We start from the raw sequence: 24,533 nt of genomic DNA, 5'->3' as shown, positions 1-24,533 counted from the left end.
TGCTGTTCTGAAAGAGACCGGTAAGATAGATGTAATAGGTAAAAAGATCAACGTTTCTTTTAAACGAATAATTTTGTGATATTTAGCTGCTCAAAATAGTCTGTTTGGCCGAAATCGGGAGCTGCCCAAATCACCGTTATAATGGATTAGAGAGCACATCGTTAAATGTGGCGGTATCGACTATCACCTACTTTGAATTGGCCTTTATAAACACTATTTTCAGGCGTCAAAACGTTTAATTTAACTACTATTCAACCCCTTATTTATGGCTGAAAAACAAGTATCGGAATACAAGGCGGAAAATATTACGGTTTTAGAGGGTCTTGAGGCAGTTCGTAAACGGCCCGCTATGTATATTGGAGACGTTGGCCAGCGCGGACTCCATCACCTAATTAATGAGGTGGTCGATAACTCAATTGACGAGGCATTGGCAGGCTACTGCGACGAAATTGAAGTTATCATCAACCCGGATGACTCCATCACCATCAGTGACAATGGACGAGGCATCCCGGTAGATGAGCATCCCAAATTGGGAATTCCAGCAGTAGAAGTAGTGCTTACCAAACTGCACGCCGGCGGTAAATTTGATAAAAATACATACAAAGTATCGGGCGGACTCCACGGAGTGGGTGTCAGTTGTGTGAATGCGCTCTCCTCCGGGTTTCATGCAGAAGTGCACCGCGACGGCAAAATTTATGAAATGAAGTTTGCCAAAGGTGGCGTGCTTGAACCGCTGAAGGAAGTCGGCAAAACGGACAAAACCGGTACTAAAATTACCTTCAAGCCGGACGAAGAGATTTTTAACCAAACAACTGAATTCAGATACGACATTATTGCCGACCGGATGCGCGAGCTGGCGTTCCTCAATCCGGAAATTACAATTCTCCTGCGGGATGACCGCGACCCGGAAGATATTATTGAAGATGTATTTCACTATGAGGGTGGAGTAAAAGATTTTGTCACCTACCTGGATGAAGAGCGTGAATCCCTGATGGAGGAGCCTATTTACATCCAGGGCGAAGTGGACATGGTTCCTGTGGAGATCGCTATCCACTATAATGAAACATATGCAGAGAATGTCCACTCCTATGTCAACAATATTAATACACGTGAAGGCGGAACGCACATTTCCGGATTCCGGCGCGCACTCACCCGTTCGCTGAAGTCGTATGCCGAGAGCAACAATCTGCTGAAAGGAAAGTTTAGCATCTCGGGCGAAGATTTCCGGGAGGGAATGACGGCAGTACTCAGCATAAAGGTCCCTGAGCCACAGTTTGAAGGACAGACCAAAACCAAGCTGGGGAACTCAGAAGTACAGAGCGCGGTAGAGATTGTCCTCTATGATCAGCTGAATGAATATCTGGAGAGAAATCCAAAAACCGCCAAGAAAATTCTGGAAAAAGTGATCCTGGCGGCTGAGGCGCGGGAAGCGGCCCGGAAAGCACGTCAGCTCATCCAGCGAAAAAGTGCGATGAGCGGCGGTGGACTGCCCGGCAAGCTGGCCGACTGCTCGATCAACGATCCGGAGCATTGCGAAATCTACCTGGTGGAGGGTGACTCTGCCGGCGGATCGGCCAAAATGGGGAGGAACCGAAGTTTCCAGGCGATTCTGCCACTTCGGGGAAAGATCCTGAACGTGGAGAAAGCCAAGATCAATCGTATCCTGGAAAACAACGAGATCCAGGCGATGATTACGGCCCTTGGTGCCGGCGTCGGCCACTCCGAAGAGGATTTTGAGCTGGAGAATCTGCGTTATCACAAAATTATAGTTATGACAGATGCCGATGTGGATGGCTCTCACATTCGTACACTTCTGCTCACATTTTTCTATCGCTACATGAAACCGCTCATCGAAGGCGGTCACATCTACATCGCCACTCCGCCGCTGTACCGAATTACAGACAGCCGTGGCAATATTGAATACGCGTGGGATGAAGAAACGCGCACCAAGCTCGTCAAAGAGCACAAAAAATCTCGCTACAAATTTGACGTCTCCCGCTACAAGGGACTCGGTGAGATGAATCCCGAGCAGCTTTGGGAAACCACCATGGATCCTGAAACACGGACACTGCAGCAGGTAACGGTTGAAAATGCCGCTGCTGCGGACAAGCTGTTTTCCCGACTGATGGGTGATGATGTACAGCCGCGTCGTGACTTTATTGAAAGCCACGCCAAGTACGCTAACCTCGACGTCTAGCAATGTGTTGACGTGTTAAAGTGTTTAGGTGATAATACTTAACGAGGTATCACTATCAACTTTAGTGCACGTTGACACGTCAGTATGTCAACACTTGAACACATTTAAACTTTTTTTGAACCCGTAAACCAGAAAGATCTACTAAATGGCCCGAGAGAAGATTGTACCTATTTCGATTGAAGAAGAGATGAGGTCCTCGTACATCGACTATTCGATGTCCGTTATTGTATCGCGTGCATTACCCGATGCGCGGGATGGTCTCAAGCCGGTTCACCGCCGTGTTCTCTATGGAATGAGTGAACTGGGCATGCTTCACAACAGGAACTACAAGAAAAGTGCTCGTATCGTTGGTGAGGTGCTGGGTAAGTATCACCCGCACGGTGATTCCGCGGTATATGACACCATTGTTCGAATGGTGCAGGACTTCTCCCTGCGCTATCCACTGGTAGACGGGCAGGGTAACTTCGGTTCCATTGACGGTGACAACGCGGCGGCTATGCGTTACACCGAGGTGCGCATGCAGCGTATCGCCGAAGAGATGCTCACCGATCTGAACAAGGATACCGTCGACACGCAACCCAACTTTGATGATACGCTCCAGGAGCCGACAGTGCTGCCGAGCATGTTGCCAAACCTGCTGATCAACGGTGCCTCAGGTATTGCGGTGGGGATGTCGACCAATATGGCGCCTCACAATATTACTGAAGTCATTGACGGTATTTTAGCCTACCTGGATAACCCGGATATCGAGATCAGCGAGCTGATGGAGCATATCAAGGCTCCCGATTTTCCAACGGGTGGTATTATTTACGGTTATGACGGGGTGAAAGAAGCTTTTGAAACGGGGCGTGGTAAAATCACCATGCGCGCCCGGGCCAGTACGGAGGAGCTTCGCGGCAATCGCGAGCAGATTGTGGTTACCGAGATTCCCTACCAAGTGAATAAGACCACGCTGATTAAGAAGATCGCCAAGCTGGTTCAAAACGATAAGATTGAAGAGATTTCTGAAGTTCGGGATGAGTCGGACCGCGAGGGGATGCGTATTGTGATTGTATTGAAGCGTAGCGCCAATGCCGGTATCGTGCTCAACCAGCTGTATAAGTATACCCAGATGCAGCAGACGTTTGGCGTGATTAATATTGCGTTGGTCAAGGGCCGGCCGGAGATGCTGAACCTGAAAGAGCTGATCTACCACTACGTGGAGCACCGTATTGATGTCATTATCCGTCGTACGATTTATGATCTGGATCAGGCCGAGGCGAGGGCTCACATTCTTGAAGGACTCAAGATTGCGCTCGACAATCTCGATGAGGTTATTAAAACAATACGTGCTTCTAACAGTCCTGATGAGGCAAACCGTGAACTGCGCCGCAAGTATGCACTGACCGATATCCAGGCGAAAGCGATCCTGGATATGCGTCTGCAGAAACTGACAGGCCTAGAGCGTGAGAAGATCGATCTCGAGTACGCTGAAATAGCCGAAAAAATTGCTGATTACCGTGATATACTCTCGAATAGAGATCGACAGAAATCGATCATTAAAGAGGAAGTTACTGAACTGCAAGATCGCTATGGCGATGCACGTCGCACGCAGATCATCCACTCCGCTGAAGATTTCAGCGTGGAAGATATGATCGCCGATGAAGATGTGGTGGTGACGATCACCAATCAGGGCTTTATCAAGCGCATGCCGGTGAGTGGATACCGCCGACAGAAACGAGGTGGAAAAGGAATGAAGGGAACATCCACGCGCGATGATGAATACGTGGAGCACTTGTTTGTGGCCACCAACCACAACTACCTGCTGTTCTTTACTGAGAAAGGGCAGTGTTACTGGCTGAAAGTATACGAGATTCCTGAAGGTTCGCGATTATCCCGTGGACGGGCCATTGTAAACCTGATCGATATCGACAAGGACGATTCGATCAAAACATTTGTGCCTGTACAAACGCTTGAAGATGAAGAGTACATCCAGAACAACTACATCATGATGGCGACGAAGCAAGGTCAGGTGAAGAAAACGAGCCTGGAAGCGTACAGTCGCCCACGACGTGATGGAATTATTGGCATCAATATTAAAGAGGATGACTCATTGCTTGAGGCAGCACTGACCGACGGACAGAGTAACATCATCTTGGCCAGCAAGAAAGGCCGAGCCATCCGCTTTCATGAAGATGAAGTGCGCGATATGGGCCGGAATACCACTGGCGTAAAGGGTATGGACCTCGGCAAAAACAACGAGGTTGTGGATATGGTCGTCGTTAAGAATACCCACGAGGCAACCGTGCTGGCAATTTCTGAAAACGGTTACGGCAAGCGTTCGCTGGTTGAAGACTACCGTGAGCAGAGCCGGGGTGGTAAAGGCGTTATTACGCTTAAAGTCACCAAGAAGACCGGTAATCTTATCTCTCTAAAAGAAGTATCGGATAACGATGATTTAATGATCATTACCGAACAGGGGAAAGTGATACGAATGAACTGCGGCGGTATCCGTACTATGGGTCGCAATACGCAGGGTGTTCGCATCATGCGTCTTGATGAGCACGGGCGAATTGGAGCCGTTACCCGTGTGGTCAACGAAGAAGATGACGAGACGGTATAACTTCCAATACTTTTGAAATACTAAAAGGCTCCCTTAAACCGGGAGCCTTTTTTATTAGCAACCATCCCAAAGTCAATATCGGGATCAACCTACCAACACCGGCTCGTAGGCATCTTCCTGCTGCTGGAGCTCATAAACATTACCAACGCTGGAACGTGATGGAGTCATCGTCTTTTTACTAAAATCAAATTCTGAGGCATTAATAAGACTGCTTTTTTCAATCTCAAAAAATGATTTTTCTTTTTCGGTAATAAAATTTAACCGTTGTCGCGGGATGGCATAGTGGCGATGCATTTTGCCTGTAAAATTACCATAGCAGAGAAAGATAAAAATGGTTTCACCATTTGAGGGATTAAGCATTACATTTTGAACTACTCCGATTTCTTCACCGCCAGGGGTTCGTAATTTAGTGCCCATCAGGTCGGTGACCAAGGGTGCGAGGTTCTTCATTATACTATACTTGTTGATTGTGATGGTTGTATCTTTAATAGGGACCAAGTAGCATCATCTCTTGATGAGTAGTCGAAAGATCAATTTTCAGGATAACTCTTCACTTGATCTGAGATTATTCATGATGCTGTAATAACATAGTTTTGATAGGGGAGGTTTTAAAAAGGGGATAGGACTATTTGCGTGTAGTGCCTTTTCCTACAATAGCAATGATTACGTAGGTACAAAACCTGAGGAGATCGGTTTGGAAGACCTTTTGGGACTTAGAAAACTTAAGCTGTATTGCCACCGACTATTCCCAAAATATTGGATACCTACTACTCCATTCCGGTTGTCCTTATAACCCTTTCTTCAAACTCATTGGCTGTACTTTTTAGATTTCAATCTGTTGCAAGCTCTCTTTGAGTACTTTTGCTGATTTGCGAAGCCCCTCGATTTCGGCATCGTCAAGATCGGGCAGCACGCGATTTTTAACACCCTCGATTCCCACCACGCATTGCAGGCTCATGCAGACATCCTCAATGCCGTACTCTCCATCCCAATGTACACTCACCGGGATTACACTTTTCTCGTCCTCCAGGATCGCCTTTACAATCCGTGCAATAACCACCCCTATAGCGGAGTTGGTGTACCCTTTCTTAGCTATAATTTTGTAGGCGGCATTCTTGGCCTCATCAAATATCGATTCCATAACATCCGGATTGAAATGCTTGCCCATCACTACCTTATCCCGTATCGGTTTGCCGCCGATGTTTGCCTGGCTCCAGATAGGTACTTCGGAGTCGCCGTGCTCGCCGAGGATATAGGCGTGCACCGACTGGGGATCCACATCATAATAACGACCGATGAGTGCACGGAAGCGGGCGGTATCGAGGAGCGTGCCGGTACCGATTATACGTTCCGGGGCTCTGCTGCTCAATTTCTGTGATACGTAGGTGAGGATATCCACCGGGTTCGTGGCAATAATCAGGATCGCATCCGGGGCATGCTTGTCTAGCTCACCGATTATATTTCGGAAGACTTCGGTATTCCGGTTTAACAGCTGCAGGCGCGACTCGGATGCCGATGATTGCCCCACCCCGGCGGTAACGACCACGACCTGCGTATCTTGCAAGTCCTCATAACCTCCAGCGCGAACGGTTACATTTCCCACCAGCAGCTGACCGTGCATCAGGTCCATCGCCTCCCCTTCGGCACGTTCCTTGTTCAGGTCCACTAATATGATTTCACTGACGGTTCGCTGGTTAAACATGGCGTATGCTGCCGCAACACCTACATTTCCCGTTCCGATTATAGCAACTGATCTGCGTTGTATCATGGTGTGTTTTATTGAATCGTTGAACTGTTGAGTTGTGAAGTACCAGCTGGACGTGCGTTTATACCATTATCTTGTGCTGCAATATCATTAGATGATTTATCATAAGAATTTGATATGACCAATTCTTTATACAAAGTTTACCAAACATTCATCAATGTTCTTTATATATCATTGTGTACCAAATTGCAAAATTAAGAGTAGAAGACTATGGCTAAACAAGAGATAGATCTAAGCAAGCACGATATTTCGGTAGCGAAAATTATCAGGAATGCATCCCCTGCACGATACTATGAAGAAGCGATTCGTCGTGATTCAGGCTCAGCTATTAGTAGCAGTGGGGCTTTGGTTGTGCGTTCAGGAAAGCGGACAGGGCGGAGTCCGGCCGATAAACGGGTGGTCAACAGCGATAACCTCAATGAAGAAATATGGTGGGGAAATGTAAATATACCGCTGGATGAGCGGACGTTTGATATCAACCGACAGCGCGCCACTGATTACCTGAATACAAAAGAACAATTGTATGTGATAGATGGATTTGCCGGATGGGATCCCAACTACCGGCTGAAGGTACGGATTATAGCTGAGCGAGCGTACCACGCACTATTTATGCATAACATGCTTATTCGCCCTGCGAAAGAAGAACTTGAAAATTTTGGAGATCCTGATTTTGTGGTGTTCAATGCGGGTAAGTTTCCCGCCAACCGTTTTACTGAGGGGATGACCTCCGATGCCAGTGTGGATGTCAATTTCAAAACGGGGGAGATGGTGATACTGGGCACGGAGTATGCCGGTGAGATGAAAAAAGGAATCTTTACGGTTATGCACTACCTGATGCCTAAAAAGAACGTGCTTTCGATGCACTGCTCGGCCAACGAGGGAGACTCTCCCGATGATGTAGCCCTGTTCTTTGGGCTCTCGGGTACGGGCAAAACGACATTGTCCGCTGACAGCAACCGCAAGCTGGTTGGTGATGACGAACACTGCTGGAGTGAAGATGGTATCTTTAACATTGAGGGAGGGTGCTATGCCAAAACCATCAACCTCTCCAGGGAGAAGGAGCCTGAGATTTACGATGCCATCAGGTTTGGAACCGTGCTGGAAAATGTGGGGTATGACCCGGAAACAAGGGCCGTGGATTTTGATGATACCTCTATCACCCAAAACACGCGTGCTTCATACCCGATCGATTATATCTCAAATGCAAAAATTCCCTGTACGGCAGGCCATCCCAAGAATATTATTTTCCTGACCTACGATGCGTTTGGCGTGTTGCCTCCGGTAAGCAGGTTAACCCCAGAGCAGGCGATGTATCATTTTATCAGTGGATATACCGCAAAAGTAGCGGGAACAGAAGTGGGGGTGACCGAGCCGGAAGCTACGTTTTCTGCATGTTTCGGGGCGGCGTTCCTGGCTTGGCCTCCCAGTAAATATGCCGAGATGCTGGCTGAAAAAATGAAAAAACATAACGCCAGTGCCTGGCTTGTAAATACGGGCCTCACCGGGGGAACTTATGGAACGGGCTCGCGTATAGACCTGAAAAGCACCCGTGCTATTATAAGTGCCATCCATAATTGTGCACTGGAAGGGGTATCTACGGAGACGGACAATGTGTTTGGTTTTGAAGTGCCGACACAGTGCCCGGGTATCTCTTCAGATATTTTGATTCCCCGCAGGACCTGGGATGATCCCGAGGCATACGACCGGCAAGCCCAAAAGCTGGGCAAGCTTTTTCAGCAAAACTTTGAGCACTACAAGGAAGAGAGTAGTGAAGCGATAGCAGAGGCAGGGCCGGATGTGCGAATCAGAGAGAATAGCTAAACACCACTTGTGGGTACAAGTCTTCAAAAGGAAAGTATTCGTACTATGAAGACAGTAAATAAATAATCATTTAATTTCATCCATCATTTTTTTCAATATATCATTTCTTTTTTCTATTAAATCTTCTGGACCATGAACTTTAATTTCTGTAGAAAATTGCAAGAGCCATTTATTGATAAAGTCCAGGTTATCGAATTCAAACTCTATCCTAAATAAATTAGGTTTTATTTCTTTTTGCCTAATAATCTTCGTTGGCAAATTGCTTTTAAAGCGTCTTAAAGCGGAATCAGATACATCTACCCTGATTAAATGGGATTCCCCGTCAAATCGAAAAATAAGGCCCTCTACGTCGATATCGGGTTTACGATCGAATTTTTGATCGGAAATTTTAATGTCCGACATGCGATCGAGCATAAAATTCCGAAAATCGTCTCTTTTGTGGGACCACCCGATCACATTCCAGTGGTCGCGGTAAAAAACCAGGAGATAGGGGTCAATTTTTCGTTCCGTTATTTCACCCGTCGATTTGCTTCGGTATGAAAATTCCAGCTGCTTATTTTCGGAAGCGGCCGTGCTTACCAGGTACCAGTTGCCACCCTCTTTTTTTTCGGGGCCGTAGTTGAGAAAAGGGTCAACCACTGTTCGGTTTTCGAGTGATTCCATAAACTTTTTGAGGTCATCAGGAAGTACTTCCTTGATCTTCAGCTCCACCCCCTTGGCGTCCTCCACCATGGTTTGGTCTACCTGCGACTTTACGAAATTTAGTCCCACCATAATAGTAGCGAGCTCTTTTGAGGTGAACATCAAGGGTGGAATTTTGTAGCCCCGCATAATCCCATAGCCTTTATATTTGTCCCAGGTGACAGGTACGTTCATCTCCGAGAGGCTGTTAAAATCGCGGAATACCGTACGGCGACTCACATTAAATTCTTCAGCAATATCGTTGACGGTTAGTCTTTTATTGGATTGCTGAAGCATTAAAATCAGCTTCATTCTGCGCTCATTACTATTCATTTTCTGGAGGGATTTCAGGTTATTTTCAGTAATTTAATAATGCTAAGATAACGGATTTTCGGTAGGGAAATAAGGAGGGATTCTACCTGGCTATTACTCAAAGAACCATAGGAAGAGACAAGGTTACACAAAGAATATCTCTGTGGTTCTTTGTGAATACTTGGTGAAACTCTGTGTTATAACAGGATAATTCAGAGCTATGGAAACTCTTGCTAGCCAGTCCGCTTAACGACGATAATGGCTTTTCCTTCGTAAAAATTGCCTCCCTCAGCAAGGTCAAAGCTTCGGATGTCCAATGGCTCGTCAATGCCTTCAAGCTCCTCCTCGAAATCAACGCCCTTATAAAACACCATTGCATCCCATGACTTATTTTTGACCATCTTCCAGAGCTCATTCACCTTGAATGCGTGTTTGGTAATAAGCAGGAAAGGGGTGGGGAATTCCAGTTTCTCGACTGAAGTAGCTTTTGCTTGTGCATTGGTAAGTGAGAGTTTCAGTAGTATTTGCCGGACAGCTATGATCTTTTTTGAGACGATATCATTGAGCAAGAACTGTTTATCCGGGGCGGAAATTGCCAATGGAATTCCCGGAAGTCCGCCACCGGTACCGGAATCGACGATGGATTCTGCTTCTTTGAACACCTGGAGTTGTGTTAGTATTAGTGAGTGACGAATATGCTCCCATACTGTTTCACGTGGAACGTCACGACTCACGAGGTTTACTTTCTTATTCCACCATAGAAGACGATCGAGGTAGGTTTCTAGCTGACCGCTATTTTTTTCAATGACTTCATCAACCAAAGAAAAGGTTTCACGTGAAACCTTTTGGCTGTTTATTTGATGATGTTCCACGTGAAACATGTTGTTATAGGGTGGGGATTAGTCAGATTAAATTGGTAAGTCTCTGTGATTACCCGCAATAGTTGCTTTATCCGTGTTCAATTAGTTTTTGAGATAAACCATGAGCACGGCCACATCACTGGCAGAAACCCCGCTGATGCGGCTTGCCTGCCCCAGCGTTTCGGGCCGGATGCGATCCAGTTTGTTTCGGCCCTCGGTGGAAAGCGAGTTTATTTTCTCATATTTGAGGCTTTCGGGGATCTCCATATCCTCTTTTTCTTTCATCTCTTCCACCATTTCGAACTCTTTTTCAATGTATCCAGCGTACTTTATTTGGATCTCCACCTGCTCATAGACAAGCTCATCATTTGTGATTTCTTCCGCTTTTTCCCTGAGTTCGGGATCAGCATTCAACAGGTTAAAGATGGAGAGTTCGGGTCGCGGTATCAGTGTCTTTGCCTTGACCGGCTGCGACAGGGTAGAGGTTCCTTGTTCCTTCAGCATCGGGTCCATTTTCTCAGGATAGACCGTGTAATCTGCGATCAAATCATGGAGCTCGTCAATCGCTTGTTTCTTTGTTTTATAGTTCTCAAAACGCTGATCTGAAGCTAAGCCTATTTTGTGTCCCAGTTCCGTTAAACGGAGGTCGGCATTATCTTGGCGGAGCAAGATTCTATGTTCTGCGCGCGAGGTAAACATACGGTACGGTTCTTCGGTCCCTTTCGTAATAAGGTCGTCTATAAGCACGCCGATATACGCTTCTGAACGTTTGAGAACCAAAGGCTCTTCCTCTTTCGAGCGGAGTGCAGCATTAATCCCCGCCATCAGTCCCTGGCAGGCGGCTTCTTCATATCCCGTAGTTCCGTTGATTTGCCCCGCAAAGAAAAGGCCGTCAACGATCTTGGTTTCCATACTTCGCTTTATCTGGTATGGAGGGAAATAATCATACTCGATGGCGTAGCCTGGACGCAGCATCACAGCATCTTCAAATCCTTCAATGGTGCGAAGTGCCTCATACTGTACGTCCTCTGGCAGCGAAGTGGAGAACCCGTTCAGATACATTTCGTAGGTGTCCCAGCCCTCTGGTTCAAGGAACAGTTGATGGCTGTCTTTGTCAGAAAAACGATCAATTTTGTCCTCAATACTCGGGCAGTAACGTGGACCTATAGATTCAATTCGTCCGGTAAACATCGGGCTGCGGTCAAAACCGGAACGCAAAACATCATGTACCTTCTCATCGGTATAACCAATCCAGCAGGTAAGTTGCTCCTCTTTGGAAGGGAGTTCTTTCGTCATAAATGAGAACGGTGAAGGATCCTCATCGCCATATTGGATATCCAGTTTGTCGTAGTTAATTGAGCGTCCATCGAGGCGTGGCGGTGTTCCCGTTTTCAGTCTCTCCACCTCAAAACCGAGCTTTTCCAGGGCTGCTGAAATCCCGATAGAAGCGCGTTCACCGGATCGTCCGCCACCGAAGTTTTTCAGCCCGATATGCATCAAGCCGTTCCCGAATGTACCGGTTGTGAGTACCACATTGTCCGCCAGGAATACCTGCCCGGTCTGGGTTTTAACCCCAACGGCGTGTTTGCCCTCTTCATCCGTAATTACGTCAATAACATTATCCTGCCGGAAATGAAGATTTTCTTTTTTTTCAAGTTCTTTCCGCATGGTCTTGCTGTAGAAGGCGCGGTCGCTCTGGCAGCGGGGACTCCACATCGCCGGTCCCTTGCTGAGGTTAAGCATGCGAAACTGGACGCCCGTTTTGTCAGCAACGATGCCGGTTAGTCCACCAAGTGCATCGATCTCTCGAACGAGCTGTCCTTTTGCCACGCCTCCAATGGCGGGGTTACAAGACATTTTAGCGATTGCATCCAGGTTCATGGTAATAAGCAGTGTTTTAGCGCCCATTTCGGAGGCTGCTCCTGCCGCTTCACTACCGGCGTGCCCTGCCCCGACGACAATCACGTCATATTTGGGATAAAGAGAATTCATATAGTTGGTTAAGTGTATGTTTTTATTACACTTATATGTTATAAATAGTTGCGGAATATCATACGTATCCTATTAAAGGATTCATGAATGCTCCACAACACGAATTTTTGGTTCAAGTCTCCAAAAATAAGGTATTTATGGCAAAAAGTTTAGATGTGTGGTAATATTAAATTACTAGTTTAGAGGACTCAGTAAGTTTAAGAAATATTTCACTCCTTGGTGCTAACTTTAAGAAGTTGAAACGTTGAGTTGTTGAGATGTTGATTGGGCTCTTGGCGGTATTACTACTAAGAAGGTTTAGTCATGATCCCGGTATTTGATTCTATCTGCGCCAACGATTTTGTTATTGAGATTAGCCTGAGTTCTGAAAATTTCTCAACGATTCAACAACTCAACAACTCAACGAAACCGGCTCCACCAATCCGACAGCACTAACATTTTAGTATATCCTAAATAGTAAAAACCAGGAAAGCGGTAATGATCGTCCCAAGGATGGCACTCCCGTAACAAAACACTACGATCAGCTGCTCTAGGTGTTTTAGCTGCAAGCCGTCGTACAAGGTGTAGCGGAATCGATGGGCCCAGTGAAACATGGATAAAGAGATAAGTGCAAACAGGTATAGGCGGGCAATAGGATGGCGGGAAAGTTCTAATAGATCTCCATAAGTTGGCGCATGAAATATGCCTATTGGAATGAGGATGCCAAACAGCAGGACATGGATCGGGATGAAGAAGGCAGACAACGTTCCCCCCGCTCCAAAAAGTGTCCACCAGAAGGGATCATTATTTTTTTTAGTTTTCATAATATAATATCAAATCAAATCGATAAAATAATCCATGCAATTGCCAGTGAAAGTATAGCCCACACCACAATATTGCCGGTGATAATTACCCTGTCCGGAATTCTGAATTTGCCGATTTTGAGTACCAGTGCAGAGGGGGCTAGATTGAACCAGGTGATGCTGTGAAATAGGACAATACCCAATAGAACGATATGCAAAACAATGCATGCCGGGGAAGCCAGCCAGCCCAGGAACGCTTCATATGCCTCGGGTCCGCGATAAAGTGAACGCAGCAGGGCAAGTAGGATTAGTGCATAAGCCAACACGCCGAGGCTGGTTAACTCCCTGGTGATGAATCGCACGTATGATACTTTCCGGATCCACCAGAAAATTGGCATGCGAGGGGAATACATCTCCGGTCGATACCTTTCGTATCTCGAGTTTTGTTTGTTATTAGGTTGAGTAGTTGAACTCATATCATATTTGAACTGATCATTTAATTAATTGCATTCCATCATTCATCACCTCTCCACGGCATCAACACCGATTTCCACCACTCCTTGGCACCGGCGACCTTATACCGTTGAATCGCACCTGCCGGATCGACCGCCTTTGGGCAAACCACGGAGCACTCTCCCACTAGGGTGCAGCTATAAATTCCGTCATCTTCTGTGAGTTCTTTATCCCGTTCATCCTGACCTTCATCACGATTGTCATAATTATAGCGTTGTGCCAGTGCAATAGCAGCGGGACCTATAAAGTTGGGTTCCAGTCCCACGACCGGGCATGCCGAATAGCAAAGCATGCAATTAATACACATGCTGTACTGGTGATATTCTGTCTTTTCATCAGGAGTCTGGATATACTCTCCTTCAGAAACAGGTTTTGCGTGATCAGTGATTAGCCAAGGTTTTACCCGTTTCAACTTTTCCATGAATCCATCCGTGTTGACTACAAGATCACGGACAATCTCAAAATTTTCGAGCGGGGCAACTCGAATCGGCCCGGGTAGGTATTCTTCCAAAAACGTACCACAGGTCAGCACGGGCTCACCATTGACCATCATACCGCAGCTACCGCACACGCCCATGCGGCACGACCACCGGTACGACAACGTGCCGTCAATGTGGTCTTTAATGTGGTTCAGTGCATCGAGGATGACCCATTTTTCACGGAAAGGCACTTCGTATTTCTGGAAAAAAGGCTCAGGGTTTTTCTCGGGTAGATATCGTTGTATTTCAAGTGTAATCTTTTCCATGATTATCCCCAGTTTAATCCTGGGTTAGTGTTGTTGGCCATAGACTCGTTTGCCCGGGGGCCAGCGTGTGATGGTTACCGGTTTGTACTCAATGCTGGGCAATCCATCTTCTGTCCGGTAGGCCATGCTGTGGGCTAGGAAATTATCGTCATCCCGTTCGGTAAAATCGGAACGCTGATGAGAGCCCCGGGACTCCTCCCGCTGTAATGCCGACTGAATAATCGCCTCGGCCAAATCCAGCATGGAAGTAAGTTCAAAGGCAGCCACCAGTTCGGTATTAAATGTATAACTTTGATCCTGGATGGAGATATTCTGCATTCGATCTTTCAACTCCTGTATAATTTCCTGTGATTCTTTGAGTGAAGTCTCATTGCGATAAATGCCCGCTCCCGCTTCCATTGTCTGGTGCATCTCATCCCTAATGGTAGCAATTCGTTCGGAGCTTCCTTTTCCATTGGAAAAAAACAGGTTGTCTATGCGTTTTTCTTCATCGGAGACAAGTGCTTCCAATCCAGAACTGAAGCCTTCCTGCTCAGTCGCAAATTCAGCTGCCGCTTTCCCGGCCCGGGCGCCAAAAACAAGCAGTTCTGTCAGAGAGTTAGAGCCCAGTCTATTTGCTCCATTAATACTTACACAGGCGGTTTCACCAGCGGCGAACAGCCCATCGAGTGTAGTTGCGCCATGAATATCAGTATCGATCCCGCCCATCATGTAGTGAACGACCGGTCGAACGGGAATCATCTCTTCAACCGGATCGATATTTTCATACTTCAGGCAGAGCTCGCGGACAAAGGGCAACTTGCTGTTGATCACTTCTTCCCCAAGGTGCTGGATATCCAGGTACACGTAAGAGCCGTATTCACCATTGATTGTACGGCCTTTTTCCTGCTCTTTTACAAATGCCTGGGAGAGGCGGTCCCTAGGTCCCAGCTCCATAGATTTGAGCACCGGTTCGGATTCAGGAACCCCGAGATCATAATCCTGCAGGTAGCGGTAGCCATCCTTGTTGAGCAGGTGCCCTCCTTCGGCCCGGGCGGCTTCTGTAATGAGTAGTCCCGTAAACGGCAACCCTGTGGGATGATACTGTACAAACTCCATATCTTTCAGTGGAACCCCCACTCGGTAGGCAAGGGCCATGCCGTCACCGGTTTTGATATTGCCGTTGGTAGTAAATGGAAAGACCTGACCACATCCCCCGGTACACATAATGACACTCTTGGCTGCAATAGCTTCAACCCTGCCGGTTGCCAGTTCAATAGCGATAACGCCCTGGCAGCGACCTTCATCCACCAAAAGACTGGTTACGTAATATTCATCGTATCGGTGAATGGGGTCGTATTTGAGTGTAGTCTGGAACATGGTATGGAGCAGATGAAACCCGGTTTTGTCAGCAGCGAACCATGTTCGTTTTACCTTCATGCCGCCAAAGGGGCGTACCGCAATTTTGCCGCTTTCCTCGCGACTCCAGGGGCACCCCCAGTGCTCCAGCTGCAGCATCTCATCCGGGGCCTCTTTTACAAATGCTTCCACGGCATCTTGATCGCACATCCAATCTCCACCGGAGATGGTGTCATAGGCGTGATCATCAAAACTGTCATCCGGTTTTATTACCGCGGCTGCACCTCCCTCCGCAGAAACGGTATGGCTACGCATGGGATAGACTTTTGATACAACCGCAATGCTTAGATTTGGATTGTATTCCGCAACCGCAATTGCCGCACGCAGTCCGGCGCCCCCTCCGCCGACGATCAACACATCGTGTTTATTAGGTCCATAACGGCTCATGAACAGTATTTTTTAACGTTGCAATTAGGTACAACTGCCGCGGTCCATTTAAGCAAGTATGGCAACACGTCTATCTCGATGTGATGCAATAATCCTGTACTGCACCACCTCTAACTAAAATAATATTAAATAACTATCCGTAAATAAAAAAACTGTTTCCCCAATTCTTTTTAACCGTGATATTTGATTACGCCGATCACACATCCAGGAAGGGTTGGGCACCCGATTCTTCTGATGGTGAGGGACTCAATTTGTTTTGTTTTATAAACCGTATGCAGGCGTTCCATCTCAGGATAGACTCTTCATTATCTGCAGGCCGTAATTTTTCAGCATCTTCATAATTTTGCATTGCACGCATGAGATGTTCATAGGCAATATAGCCTGCCCGTGGTGTTTGCCGTTTTAGGGCCGCCCGGGCCTGCCGTTCATAAATAAGTCCCCGGCAGTAGGCTGCCTGGTATTTATCGGTCAATTGGGATACGGTTTCCAATGCTTGGTTGAGGCTTCTCTTGGAGTTTTTATCAAACTGATCAGTTATCGCAAGTATGAGTGTATAAACAGCTTCCTGGTTTTCTGGATCGGTACGCAAAATATCACGGCAGATGCTTTCAGCCTGCCAGGAATCATTTAACAGTCGATAGCGCATCGCTTTTTCCAGCGCCTGCGGAATAGCTTTTTTCGAAATCGGTTTCAGTTCAGCCATGGCGGGAGGGATATAGAATTAAGGTTTCTATATTATAAATGTACTTAATTCCATCCTTGCATGCTGAAAAATTTGGATATAGGTAAAGCACAGGAAATTTGACTAAGCTAAACAGTTGTCCTTGAATGGACAGGAATTATGGCGAGCTCATTGCTGAAATTTGGGTTGGATTATTATACCGCAAAACCCAACGTCAGCTAGCATAACGCTGAGCCTCACGGCTGTTTATACTAATGAGAAATATCAGCAATCAATCTTGGAATATTTAGGATTGAGCGTCGTCCCGTAAACCTTGTAACATTTGGTTACCGGACTGTCGAAGTTTTTCGTAAAGATGGTTGACCACCCGAATCCCCACATCTCTTCGACTTTTAAATGGATATCAGAAACACCCTCGGGGATAGAGATCGATTTGTTTACGCCAATGGAGATATCCCCGGAGTGTTTGCTGATCTCTTTACCTTTGTATTTATAGCTTACCGTGAACCGGGCTACGTATCCACCCTCGCATCTGATGAGGATGGAACCACCGGGTTCTGCGTCCAATAGTTCAGTCAACTCTTGCTGCGGTTCTACTGCTACTTCTTGATCATTCATAGTTGTGTCCTTGATTTTATTTTTATTTTACTTTTATCCTGACTCCCTTTTTACCATAGAGGTGTTACGGCCTTGTCACCGTCTGATGAACAGGGAAGGTTTAAGATATAATGATGATAAATTTATAAATCCATAATATTATATTGCCGACTTATTATATATTTTATTCTAAAAGATATCCTTCCTTTGACGATGGTGATATCTCTTGATACTATCATTAAATCGTTTTGGTTTATTGATCGATTACTAAACAAGGAACGGCGCTGGAGAAAATCAAATATAAGGATAGATACTACATGAAATGTGAGTTGATGCTATTGTATGATAAGTTAATAGAGAGGGAATAATCTATAAAAGATATGCGTTGCCCATTAGAAGAGAGGTGGGATCTATCCCAAAAAGTGAGAGGCTATTTCTCTTACTACTGTTCCAGGAATTTTACAATAGCTCGCCAAACGGCTTCCAGCTTCTTGTCAGCCTCTGCCTCAAAAACAGTTCCATCATCAACTGTCACGCTGCAGTAATTTCCTTCTATCCTTACGCTGTGTCCCAGGTCTTCTTCAATTTTGATAACCACCGGCATGAGCCATTTCCAGGAGATATGAAATTTCAGGTCTTCCGTTGCAAGAAAGGCCAGGGGTATATCTTTCACATCTTCCTGCTCAATTTTAATGGTGCTGTCCATCAGGTTTTCAATTAAGCTGTTACCATCCGTAATTTCTTGGTGTGTCATAATTTTGTAGTGCTGTTAAATGTTTTGTCAAAAGATCCGCGAAGGGACCTGAAAATGCAGCCGTAATATATTATAAATAGTTCAACCCTGAAAAGAGGCTGGTATAAATCCTGGTAGAGGATATCCAAACGTTGGGAACAATTAATTACAAAATAAATAAAACTAAACTTAAATTACGTTGTAACAACAGACACTCCTCAAAATCTTATAAGTAGATCATTTACAATCAGCACTTTTCTGTTAGTTTAAAAGGGATGGAAACGTTATACAAAATTGAGTCTTTTGTGATTGATATGCTTCATTTTGTCTGGAGCTATGCCGAACCCCATGTAATGGAGATTGTCATTTTTTTGATTGTGGCAACATTCTTTTTCGGTTTTTTTGGCTCCTCAAGATGAACTTACTGGCTGTCAGCAATTCTAATTTTGCCTGCGGTAGTGGATGCGCCACATCAATTTCCAGGTTTTACCGTCATCAACGGAGGATTCCCAATCCCACGTAAAGCTTGAATCCGTAATGTTGTAAAACACCATCCGTTTCAGCTGATTTTTTCCACCGGGTCCGGGCCCTTCTGTCACGAATATTCGCTTGTTCCCCTCAAACTTGCCGGTCAGATCGATGTACTCATTGCTGTCGTCCACCCATGTTTGCCGCCATTTGCCTGTAGTTTTGTGGTATACAGAAAAACTTTTGCCCTCGTATCCCTTAAAGCGACCCGATTCAGACCTGAAATTTTCTAATAAAACATTTCCATCGAGGATCTTTTCAATACGATTGCTCCCCGTTTCGGTGGTGCCGTCAGGGGCCTCCCACGTTAAATCCCAATGGCCGACCCAAAAATCGAAGTATTCCTCAGGCTCCAGTTTGCTTAGTTCCGTTTGGGCATGCACATTTACGGTCATCATTATTGGAAGTGCCAACAGGATATAAAAAAGGAGACGGTAGATGATTTGCATAGAGAGCTTCTTCTGAGTCTAATGTTTGATACGGTAATTTACCAGAACTAACGGATTTGAGGGCAGAATCTTTCGTTATCGGTGGAATTCGCTTCAATCGGCCAGGTCCACCTCCATCGCCCGGCCAGTGGAATCAAAATCGATAGCCAGGTTATACACGGTGGGGTTTCCATCTGGAGTGCGGCTGCGTCCCAGGTCAACATGATAGTAAAAGCAGTTGTTGTGGATTTGGTCCGCTCTGCCCAGTAGTAGCATAATCTCAGTATCCTGCAATCCTCTCAGCGTATCGCTCTTCAGAATATATTCGACCATTGCGCCTTTTTGCCGCTCTGTTCCCTGCCGCCAGATCTTGCTCTCAAAGACCTCCTGGTATTTTTCCCCTGATTTATCGGAAGGAGTGGGCTTGCCCGTATAATAATAGAGTGACAATGCCAGTCCCAAAGCTGTTATTATGAGTATTGTATTTTTGATCATAAGCAAGGCGCCATTTCATGCAGAAATGCTTTATTATTCTATCTAAGAAAAATACAAAATCTGCCCGATTTTTTGTGTAATTTTGAGAAGTTGAAGTGTTGAGTTGTTTGGGTGATAGTTTAGTCGAAAATTAGAAGGTCTAGGGTCTAAAAGTCCAACGTCCAAGGTTGAAAGTTGAAGGTTGTAGAATGTTGGTCCTCTGAATTCAAAATTCATAATTTATCATTCAACATTGCCTCCCCTCCGCTTGTGCTACGAATCATGCCTTCGCATAAAGCTTCGGTATGTAAACCTTGCGCGTAGTAGTAGCGGTGATTTTTTGGTGTAACTTCTTTAGTCTAACTACCGGCGGATTTCATCAAAAGTTTTTTACCGGATAACAATGATATCCTTATAATGAGTTAATCTATCACTATTACCTTCAGACCTATGGAAAAAATGAAATTGTTATGCTACTCAATGCTTATTCTGCTTATTGCCACAGCTCCATTGCAAGCCCAGGATAGTGACAGCCACGGGCATACCCATGGTCACGATCACGAACGGGATCAGCAAATTGTATTTCCCGACATTCCGGGTTATCACACCGTGAAAACCGATTTTCATATGCACACCGTTTTTTCGGATGGAAGTGTGTGGCCGGATATCCGTGTGCAGGAGGCCTTGCGGGAGGGGCTCGATGTCGTGGCGTTCACCGAGCACCTGGAGTACCAGCCCCACCAAGAAGATATCCCGCATCCCGACCGGAACCGATCGTATGAAGTGGCCAGCGAAGCTGCCGAGGGCACTGGCCTGACCGTCGTAAACGGATCGGAGATCACGCGTTCCATGCCACCGGGTCACTCCAACGCCGTGTTTGTGCAGGATGCCAACAAGCTGCTGGTCGACGACCCGATGGCTGCATTTGAAGAAGCCAACCGCCAGGATGCCTTTGTGTTCTGGAATCACCCGCACTGGACCGCCCAGCGTAGCGACGGCATTGCCCGCCTCGACGATATGCATAAGGAGCTCATCGAAAAAGGACTGCTGCACGGCATTGAGGTGGTCAACGTACAGACCTATTCAGAGGAGGCGCTACAGATTGCCCTCGATCACAACCTGACCATCATGGGCACATCCGACATCCACGGCCTCACGGACTGGGAGTACGACATCCCCCATGGCGGGCATCGTTCAATAACGCTGGTGTTTGCCGAAGAGAAAACAAAGGAGAGTGTCAAGGAAGCGTTAAAAGAGCGGCGCACCGTAGTTTGGTATAAAAACACTTTCATCGGACTGCAGGAATTTCTGAATCCTCTCCTGAAAGAGTCTCTTCAACTCGAAGTAGTTGGGTACCAGGATGACACTTCTGTTTTAGAGGTCCATATAAAGAATCCCACCCATTCCGAATTCATCCTGCAAAATGAAAGTACCTACACTTTCCATGAAGATCCTGACTTGATTACAGTGGACCCCAATAGCACCAAAACGTTGCTGGTGAAGACCAGGGGAATTCACCAGTCGATCACGCTACCGTTCCGGGTGATGAATGCGATTTATGCGCCGGAGTCTCATCCCGTTATCGAATATAAGCTGGAAACCGGGGCGAACTAGCCCGCGATTGATGTTTGAACATCTCCTCATTATAAATATAGCCGCTACGCTTTTTATGACCGGTCTTATCTGGTTTGTGCAGGTGGTGCATTATCCTGGCTTTTCCCGGGTGGGAGAGCAGGATTTCAGGGAGTATCACGGTTTCCACGTCCTCCGTACCGGGATTGTCGTTATTCCACCGATGATCATTGAATTGGCCACTTCTATCTGGCTCGTCGTTGCGTTTGACAGGCTTTGGATGTTTAACGTATTCGGTCTCGCATTGGTTATCGGGATCTGGCTCTCCACCGGCCTTTTGCAGGCACCAACACACGGGCGGCTCCAATCCGACAGTTCCTCCAGCATTATTTCAAAGCTGGTTGCTACAAACTGGATTCGTACGGTCTTATGGTCAGTAAAAGCCGCTTTGGGAATATACCTGCTGATGAAGGTTATTTGAGTTCGGTATTCTAACCTGGATAGTCTTAAAAGACATTCTCGATATATTGTAATCTCTATTGGTTACGCATAACGTATAGTCGGGATTACAACTCCCTCATAACCCCCGGTTATAATAGCTAATTAAAGTAGAACGGGCGTTCATTTAGCACTTCAAAATGTAATAGCTCCCTAACAAGGGATTACCTTCCACTTCATCAAACTGTCCATATTTAGGGCATCCTCAGACCCATATTAACTCATTGGTTACCAAGGAATTAGAGTATTTCTTATGACAATTACCTGCAAGGAATTTCCCTTATTTGCTCAAAAATCTTGTATTTCTGCGATTCGATTATGCCAATATGGTGCCTTAGATGAACAAAATAAGTTATTATTGACAAACAGGGGTGTTCATTTTTTCGGTGAGGAAAAAATGAACCAAAAAACTCACCATAAAATCCCAGATATTGTTCTATTAAAACTTCATTCAGGCTCCTGCTTATCAACGTTGGGAGACGTTGCTGGCACCGAAAGCAGGGATTTTCTGGACTTGGGACTGCCGATGGAGTTAAGCTTTATCCCTCCGGCCTACGGATTTACGAGCCGTCCAGACAAACGCAGCGGAGGCGTTAAGAAAGAAACCTTGCAGTAGCTTTCGGGAAAGACTGGAGGCGTGGGAAACCTCAATAATTCGGAAGGAGCTCCGAACATGAATATCTTGGTTTCTTTTAGCCACAGCGAAGTGCAGTCAGGCGAAGAAATCCTCCGCCGGTGATTTTTTGGGTTCCTTTTTGTTCACACAAAAAGGAACACCTATGCCATCGATAAGGGCTATTGTGACTTTTTGAGGAAGCCCTATTTAATCGCAGTACAGACACCCGAAAAAGCTAGATCCTGTTCTGGGATACACTAGATTCGACCGAAGGATCCGTGGTATCCTACTCCGGGATTCGTGGTATCCCATCACGGGATCCATGGTATCCTGCTGTCGGATAAGTTGGATACCGGCAATAAATGTACTGCGTGTTTCATCAAAAGATGCTTGTAGAGGTGGACAGTCCATGTTGCCTGGTGATTGCTCATACAAAAGGGATATCTCATTATCTTAACGTCAGTTCGATATAAGAATCCCAAAAATCTTAACTGTCATCGCGAGGAGGCGTCTTTGAAAGAAATTGGTTCCATAATGAGGTCGACGTGGCGATCTCCCGCCTGGATATTGTTCATCCAATTAGGAGATTGCCACCCGAGAGCTGTAATGACAGTTTATATATCGAACTAAGGTTATAAGGGTTTTCATTATTTTTTAAGCACCCCTCTGGCCCGGATTTCTCACCAAGAAATTTTTTTCTCAGCAAGGCGAAGGGGAAATAGCCCCGCAAACGTACTCTGGTACGTTGAGCAAACTATTTCCCCTTCAACGCAGCTGAGGGGGAAATTTCGCAGCATTTTACACACTGTTACAACTATATTGGCAGTGGATATGATATAAGTTACTGTCTGCCATTAAGTTACAGGGATTTATCCCAAATACTTGTGAGAAATACGGGCTAGTTACCCGGTCTTTGACTGTGTATAAAGGTTGCACGTTGCACAAATAACTTCAGATCCCCGGGACCTGCAGGGTTTCCGGTTTCAGGAAAACATAATCAAAAACTCAACTACTCGATGACCCATTTTACTGCCAAATTTTGTTTAGTTCTTATTCTTGCTTTTACCGTTACATTTGTTGCTTGCGATCTCAACAGCAGCAATTCAACCCCGGAACCCGAGCTCGACTTAATTGAGAAATCCGGCTCCTATGACGATCTGGCCTCGTTTGTACAGGCCGTGGAGGATGCCGAACTCAGTTCCGATCTCAAGGGAACCGGCCCATTCACCATCTTTGCCCCGACAAACGAAGCGTTCGAAAAGCTGCCCGAAGGAATGCTCGATACCATGTCCACCGAACAGCTGGCCGAGCTGGTGGAGTACCAGGTTATCGAGGATGAAATCTATGCCGGTGACTTTGGAGAAAAACAACCGTTGGAGAGTCGCCAAGGAGATTCGCTTTTTGTAGTGCTCGATGATAGCATTTATGTGGATGGTAAAGCCACGGTTATAGCTGGGAATATTGTGACCACCAATGGCATTCTGTATGCTCTTAACGAAGTCCCGCTTCCCGATAAGTTCCACACGGTATTCGGCATTATTGAAAAGCGATACAGGCTGCAGACCCTGCAGGAGGGTATCCGGGATGCTGCACTCACAGATACGCTCAATAAAGAGACCGAATCTGGATATACAGTATTTGCTCCATCGGAGGTGGCATTCGAAGATGCAGATCTGCCGGACGGTCAACAGGAGCTGGAAGAACAGCTAACCTACCACGTAATTCCAAGCAAAATGATGGCGGAAGACCTGGAGGATGGTCAAACCATTGAGACCAGCAACGGCGAGACTATCACAATTGAAGTAGAAGGAGATACCATCTCGATTAACGGGAATGCCGTGGTTACCCAGGCCGACCTGGAGGGCACCAATGGCGTTGTCCATATTATTGATGGACTGCTGGATCCTTCTTCAGAATAAGGAACTATTCACCATGGTTACATTGAGCCTGTTTCATCCGATACGATGGCAGGCTCAATTCCTACAAATCCAGTTCATTCAATGTGCATAGAACGCAGATGACACGGGTTAGGCAGATAACCACCGATGAAATAATCCAAGTGAATCAGCTGATTTTACTTTTCACACTTGGAACCGAGATGAGCAGGATTTAAAGGATTTTCGGAATTCTTTCTCAGGTAAACATTACAATCCTGCTGATCCTCTAATCCTATAAATCCCGGTTCCAATTTTCCCCCGATGATCGCGTAATCGCTCTCAATGACAGATTTTATATTGAACTAACGTTACTTAAACAATCCGCTTTTGATCAGCTAAACCTATGTCATCGTGTTCTATTATCCCCCCATTTGATAGGCCGGCTTTTTATGGTTACAATTGCTTTAATCAAA

General features: G+C 46.1%; 22 protein-coding genes. 8 read left to right on the top strand and 14 right to left on the bottom strand.

Annotation, left to right across the window (positions count from 1 at the left end; all coding sequences use genetic code 11):
• The first annotated feature begins 265 nt into the window (after positions 1 to 265).
• On the top strand, positions 266 to 2,197 hold the full coding sequence (gyrB, locus tag NC796_RS09225) for a DNA topoisomerase (ATP-hydrolyzing) subunit B (RefSeq protein ID WP_310684095.1): 1,932 nt from the start codon (positions 266 to 268) through the stop codon (positions 2,195 to 2,197).
• 145 nt (positions 2,198 to 2,342) lie between these two features.
• Positions 2,343 to 4,799, top strand: coding sequence for a DNA gyrase subunit A (gene gyrA, locus NC796_RS09220; RefSeq protein WP_310684094.1), 2,457 nt, complete (start codon positions 2,343 to 2,345; stop codon positions 4,797 to 4,799).
• A gap of 84 nt (positions 4,800 to 4,883) precedes the next feature.
• On the opposite strand, the gene NC796_RS09215 is transcribed toward gyrA, so the two are convergent.
• Both NC796_RS09215 and NC796_RS09210 read right to left on the bottom strand, forming a co-directional pair.
• On the bottom strand, positions 4,884 to 5,249 hold the full coding sequence (locus NC796_RS09215; protein ID WP_310684093.1) for a PRC-barrel domain-containing protein: 366 nt from the start codon (positions 5,247 to 5,249) through the stop codon (positions 4,884 to 4,886).
• Positions 5,250 to 5,622: 373 nt separating this feature from the next.
• Entirely contained in the window at positions 5,623 to 6,567 is a 945-nt protein-coding gene (locus NC796_RS09210; protein ID WP_310684092.1) for an L-lactate dehydrogenase, read from the bottom strand.
• Between the two features lie 207 nt (positions 6,568 to 6,774).
• Here NC796_RS09210 and pckA point away from each other — a divergent pair, with 207 nt between their 5' ends.
• Positions 6,775 to 8,385 (top strand): phosphoenolpyruvate carboxykinase (ATP), encoded by a 1,611-nt coding sequence (pckA, locus tag NC796_RS09205; protein WP_310684091.1) that lies wholly within the window; start codon positions 6,775 to 6,777, stop codon positions 8,383 to 8,385.
• 66 nt (positions 8,386 to 8,451) lie between these two features.
• On the opposite strand, the gene NC796_RS09200 is transcribed toward pckA, so the two are convergent.
• The 10 genes from NC796_RS09200 to NC796_RS09155 form a co-directional block, all read right to left on the bottom strand.
• The gene (locus NC796_RS09200; protein ID WP_409070365.1) at positions 8,452 to 9,378 is read right to left on the bottom strand and encodes a helix-turn-helix transcriptional regulator; all 927 of its coding nucleotides are present in this window, start codon (positions 9,376 to 9,378) and stop codon (positions 8,452 to 8,454) included.
• A gap of 233 nt (positions 9,379 to 9,611) precedes the next feature.
• On the bottom strand, positions 9,612 to 10,250 hold the full coding sequence (locus tag NC796_RS09195) for an RsmG family class I SAM-dependent methyltransferase (protein WP_310684089.1): 639 nt from the start codon (positions 10,248 to 10,250) through the stop codon (positions 9,612 to 9,614).
• Between the two features lie 90 nt (positions 10,251 to 10,340).
• Positions 10,341 to 12,230 carry a tRNA uridine-5-carboxymethylaminomethyl(34) synthesis enzyme MnmG gene (mnmG, locus tag NC796_RS09190; RefSeq protein WP_310684088.1) on the bottom strand — a complete coding sequence of 630 codons (1,890 nt, stop codon included), beginning with the start codon at positions 12,228 to 12,230 and terminating at the stop codon, positions 10,341 to 10,343.
• Positions 12,231 to 12,679: 449 nt separating this feature from the next.
• Positions 12,680 to 13,033: a fumarate reductase subunit FrdD gene (gene frdD / locus NC796_RS09185; RefSeq protein ID WP_310684087.1), complete on the bottom strand. Its 354-nt coding sequence runs from the start codon at positions 13,031 to 13,033 to the stop codon at positions 12,680 to 12,682.
• 14 nt (positions 13,034 to 13,047) lie between these two features.
• On the bottom strand, positions 13,048 to 13,410 hold the full coding sequence (locus NC796_RS09180) for a fumarate reductase subunit C (RefSeq protein WP_409070364.1): 363 nt from the start codon (positions 13,408 to 13,410) through the stop codon (positions 13,048 to 13,050).
• Positions 13,411 to 13,526: 116 nt separating this feature from the next.
• Positions 13,527 to 14,270: a succinate dehydrogenase/fumarate reductase iron-sulfur subunit gene (locus tag NC796_RS09175; RefSeq protein WP_310684086.1), complete on the bottom strand. Its 744-nt coding sequence runs from the start codon at positions 14,268 to 14,270 to the stop codon at positions 13,527 to 13,529.
• A 24-nt stretch (positions 14,271 to 14,294) separates the two neighbouring features.
• Positions 14,295 to 16,055 (bottom strand): fumarate reductase (quinol) flavoprotein subunit, encoded by a 1,761-nt coding sequence (gene frdA / locus NC796_RS09170; RefSeq protein WP_310684085.1) that lies wholly within the window; start codon positions 16,053 to 16,055, stop codon positions 14,295 to 14,297.
• A 196-nt stretch (positions 16,056 to 16,251) separates the two neighbouring features.
• Positions 16,252 to 16,758 carry a hypothetical protein gene (locus NC796_RS09165; protein WP_310684084.1) on the bottom strand — a complete coding sequence of 169 codons (507 nt, stop codon included), beginning with the start codon at positions 16,756 to 16,758 and terminating at the stop codon, positions 16,252 to 16,254.
• A gap of 243 nt (positions 16,759 to 17,001) precedes the next feature.
• The gene (locus tag NC796_RS09160; RefSeq protein WP_310684083.1) at positions 17,002 to 17,355 is read right to left on the bottom strand and encodes a thiol-activated cytolysin C-terminal domain-containing protein; all 354 of its coding nucleotides are present in this window, start codon (positions 17,353 to 17,355) and stop codon (positions 17,002 to 17,004) included.
• Between the two features lie 421 nt (positions 17,356 to 17,776).
• Positions 17,777 to 18,088, bottom strand: coding sequence for a hypothetical protein (locus NC796_RS09155; RefSeq protein ID WP_310684082.1), 312 nt, complete (start codon positions 18,086 to 18,088; stop codon positions 17,777 to 17,779).
• 254 nt (positions 18,089 to 18,342) lie between these two features.
• Here NC796_RS09155 and NC796_RS09150 point away from each other — a divergent pair, with 254 nt between their 5' ends.
• Positions 18,343 to 18,486 (top strand): hypothetical protein, encoded by a 144-nt coding sequence (locus tag NC796_RS09150; RefSeq protein WP_310684081.1) that lies wholly within the window; start codon positions 18,343 to 18,345, stop codon positions 18,484 to 18,486.
• Positions 18,487 to 18,507: 21 nt separating this feature from the next.
• Here NC796_RS09150 and NC796_RS09145 read toward each other — a convergent pair whose 3' ends face one another.
• Positions 18,508 to 19,044 carry a hypothetical protein gene (locus NC796_RS09145; protein ID WP_310684080.1) on the bottom strand — a complete coding sequence of 179 codons (537 nt, stop codon included), beginning with the start codon at positions 19,042 to 19,044 and terminating at the stop codon, positions 18,508 to 18,510.
• Positions 19,045 to 19,137: 93 nt separating this feature from the next.
• Entirely contained in the window at positions 19,138 to 19,518 is a 381-nt protein-coding gene (locus tag NC796_RS09140; RefSeq protein WP_310684079.1) for a hypothetical protein, read from the bottom strand.
• 429 nt (positions 19,519 to 19,947) lie between these two features.
• Between NC796_RS09140 and NC796_RS09135 the strand changes: the two genes are divergently transcribed.
• The 4 genes from NC796_RS09135 to NC796_RS09120 all read left to right on the top strand — a co-directional run bounded on the left by NC796_RS09135 (position 19,948) and on the right by NC796_RS09120 (position 24,102).
• The gene (locus tag NC796_RS09135) at positions 19,948 to 21,111 is read left to right on the top strand and encodes an Sb-PDE family phosphodiesterase (RefSeq protein ID WP_310684078.1); all 1,164 of its coding nucleotides are present in this window, start codon (positions 19,948 to 19,950) and stop codon (positions 21,109 to 21,111) included.
• Positions 21,112 to 21,121: 10 nt separating this feature from the next.
• Entirely contained in the window at positions 21,122 to 21,550 is a 429-nt protein-coding gene (locus NC796_RS09130; RefSeq protein ID WP_310684077.1) for a hypothetical protein, read from the top strand.
• 270 nt (positions 21,551 to 21,820) lie between these two features.
• A complete protein-coding gene (locus NC796_RS09125) occupies positions 21,821 to 22,183 on the top strand; it encodes a hypothetical protein (RefSeq protein WP_310684076.1) in 363 nt (120 codons plus the stop codon).
• A 1,016-nt stretch (positions 22,184 to 23,199) separates the two neighbouring features.
• Entirely contained in the window at positions 23,200 to 24,102 is a 903-nt protein-coding gene (locus NC796_RS09120) for a fasciclin domain-containing protein (RefSeq protein ID WP_310684075.1), read from the top strand.
• The last annotated feature ends 431 nt before the right edge of the window (positions 24,103 to 24,533 follow it).

It is taken from the genome of Aliifodinibius sp. S!AR15-10 (genome assembly GCF_031569985.1).
Classification (GTDB): domain Bacteria; phylum Bacteroidota; class Rhodothermia; order Balneolales; family Balneolaceae; genus JAMQKA01.
Note: the sequence above shows the minus strand (reverse complement) of the source record. Positions and strands in the feature narration are given on the sequence as shown.

Bases quoted from the DNA above. Each gene is read 5' to 3' on its own strand.
- gyrB (WP_310684095.1), top strand. From the start codon at position 266: ATGGCTGAAAAACAAGTATCGGAATACAAGGCGGAAAATATTACGGTT.
- NC796_RS09150 (WP_310684081.1), top strand. From the start codon at position 18,343: ATGGAAACGTTATACAAAATTGAGTCTTTTGTGATTGATATGCTTCAT.
- frdD (WP_310684087.1), bottom strand. From the start codon at position 13,033: ATGAAAACTAAAAAAAATAATGATCCCTTCTGGTGGACACTTTTTGGA.
- NC796_RS09145 (WP_310684080.1), bottom strand. From the start codon at position 19,044: ATGCAAATCATCTACCGTCTCCTTTTTTATATCCTGTTGGCACTTCCA.
- NC796_RS09130 (WP_310684077.1), top strand. From the start codon at position 21,122: ATGTTTGAACATCTCCTCATTATAAATATAGCCGCTACGCTTTTTATG.
- NC796_RS09165 (WP_310684084.1), bottom strand. From the start codon at position 16,758: ATGGCTGAACTGAAACCGATTTCGAAAAAAGCTATTCCGCAGGCGCTG.
- NC796_RS09120 (WP_310684075.1), top strand. From the start codon at position 23,200: ATGACCCATTTTACTGCCAAATTTTGTTTAGTTCTTATTCTTGCTTTT.
- NC796_RS09180 (WP_409070364.1), bottom strand. From the start codon at position 13,410: ATGCCAATTTTCTGGTGGATCCGGAAAGTATCATACGTGCGATTCATC.
- NC796_RS09210 (WP_310684092.1), bottom strand. From the start codon at position 6,567: ATGATACAACGCAGATCAGTTGCTATAATCGGAACGGGAAATGTAGGT.
- frdA (WP_310684085.1), bottom strand. From the start codon at position 16,055: ATGAGCCGTTATGGACCTAATAAACACGATGTGTTGATCGTCGGCGGA.
- gyrA (WP_310684094.1), top strand. From the start codon at position 2,343: ATGGCCCGAGAGAAGATTGTACCTATTTCGATTGAAGAAGAGATGAGG.
- NC796_RS09200 (WP_409070365.1), bottom strand. From the start codon at position 9,378: ATGAAGCTGATTTTAATGCTTCAGCAATCCAATAAAAGACTAACCGTC.
- NC796_RS09160 (WP_310684083.1), bottom strand. From the start codon at position 17,355: ATGAATGATCAAGAAGTAGCAGTAGAACCGCAGCAAGAGTTGACTGAA.
- NC796_RS09215 (WP_310684093.1), bottom strand. From the start codon at position 5,249: ATGAAGAACCTCGCACCCTTGGTCACCGACCTGATGGGCACTAAATTA.
- NC796_RS09135 (WP_310684078.1), top strand. From the start codon at position 19,948: ATGGAAAAAATGAAATTGTTATGCTACTCAATGCTTATTCTGCTTATT.
- NC796_RS09155 (WP_310684082.1), bottom strand. From the start codon at position 18,088: ATGACACACCAAGAAATTACGGATGGTAACAGCTTAATTGAAAACCTG.
- NC796_RS09140 (WP_310684079.1), bottom strand. From the start codon at position 19,518: ATGATCAAAAATACAATACTCATAATAACAGCTTTGGGACTGGCATTG.
- NC796_RS09125 (WP_310684076.1), top strand. From the start codon at position 21,821: ATGACAATTACCTGCAAGGAATTTCCCTTATTTGCTCAAAAATCTTGT.
- pckA (WP_310684091.1), top strand. From the start codon at position 6,775: ATGGCTAAACAAGAGATAGATCTAAGCAAGCACGATATTTCGGTAGCG.
- mnmG (WP_310684088.1), bottom strand. From the start codon at position 12,230: ATGAATTCTCTTTATCCCAAATATGACGTGATTGTCGTCGGGGCAGGG.
- NC796_RS09175 (WP_310684086.1), bottom strand. From the start codon at position 14,270: ATGGAAAAGATTACACTTGAAATACAACGATATCTACCCGAGAAAAAC.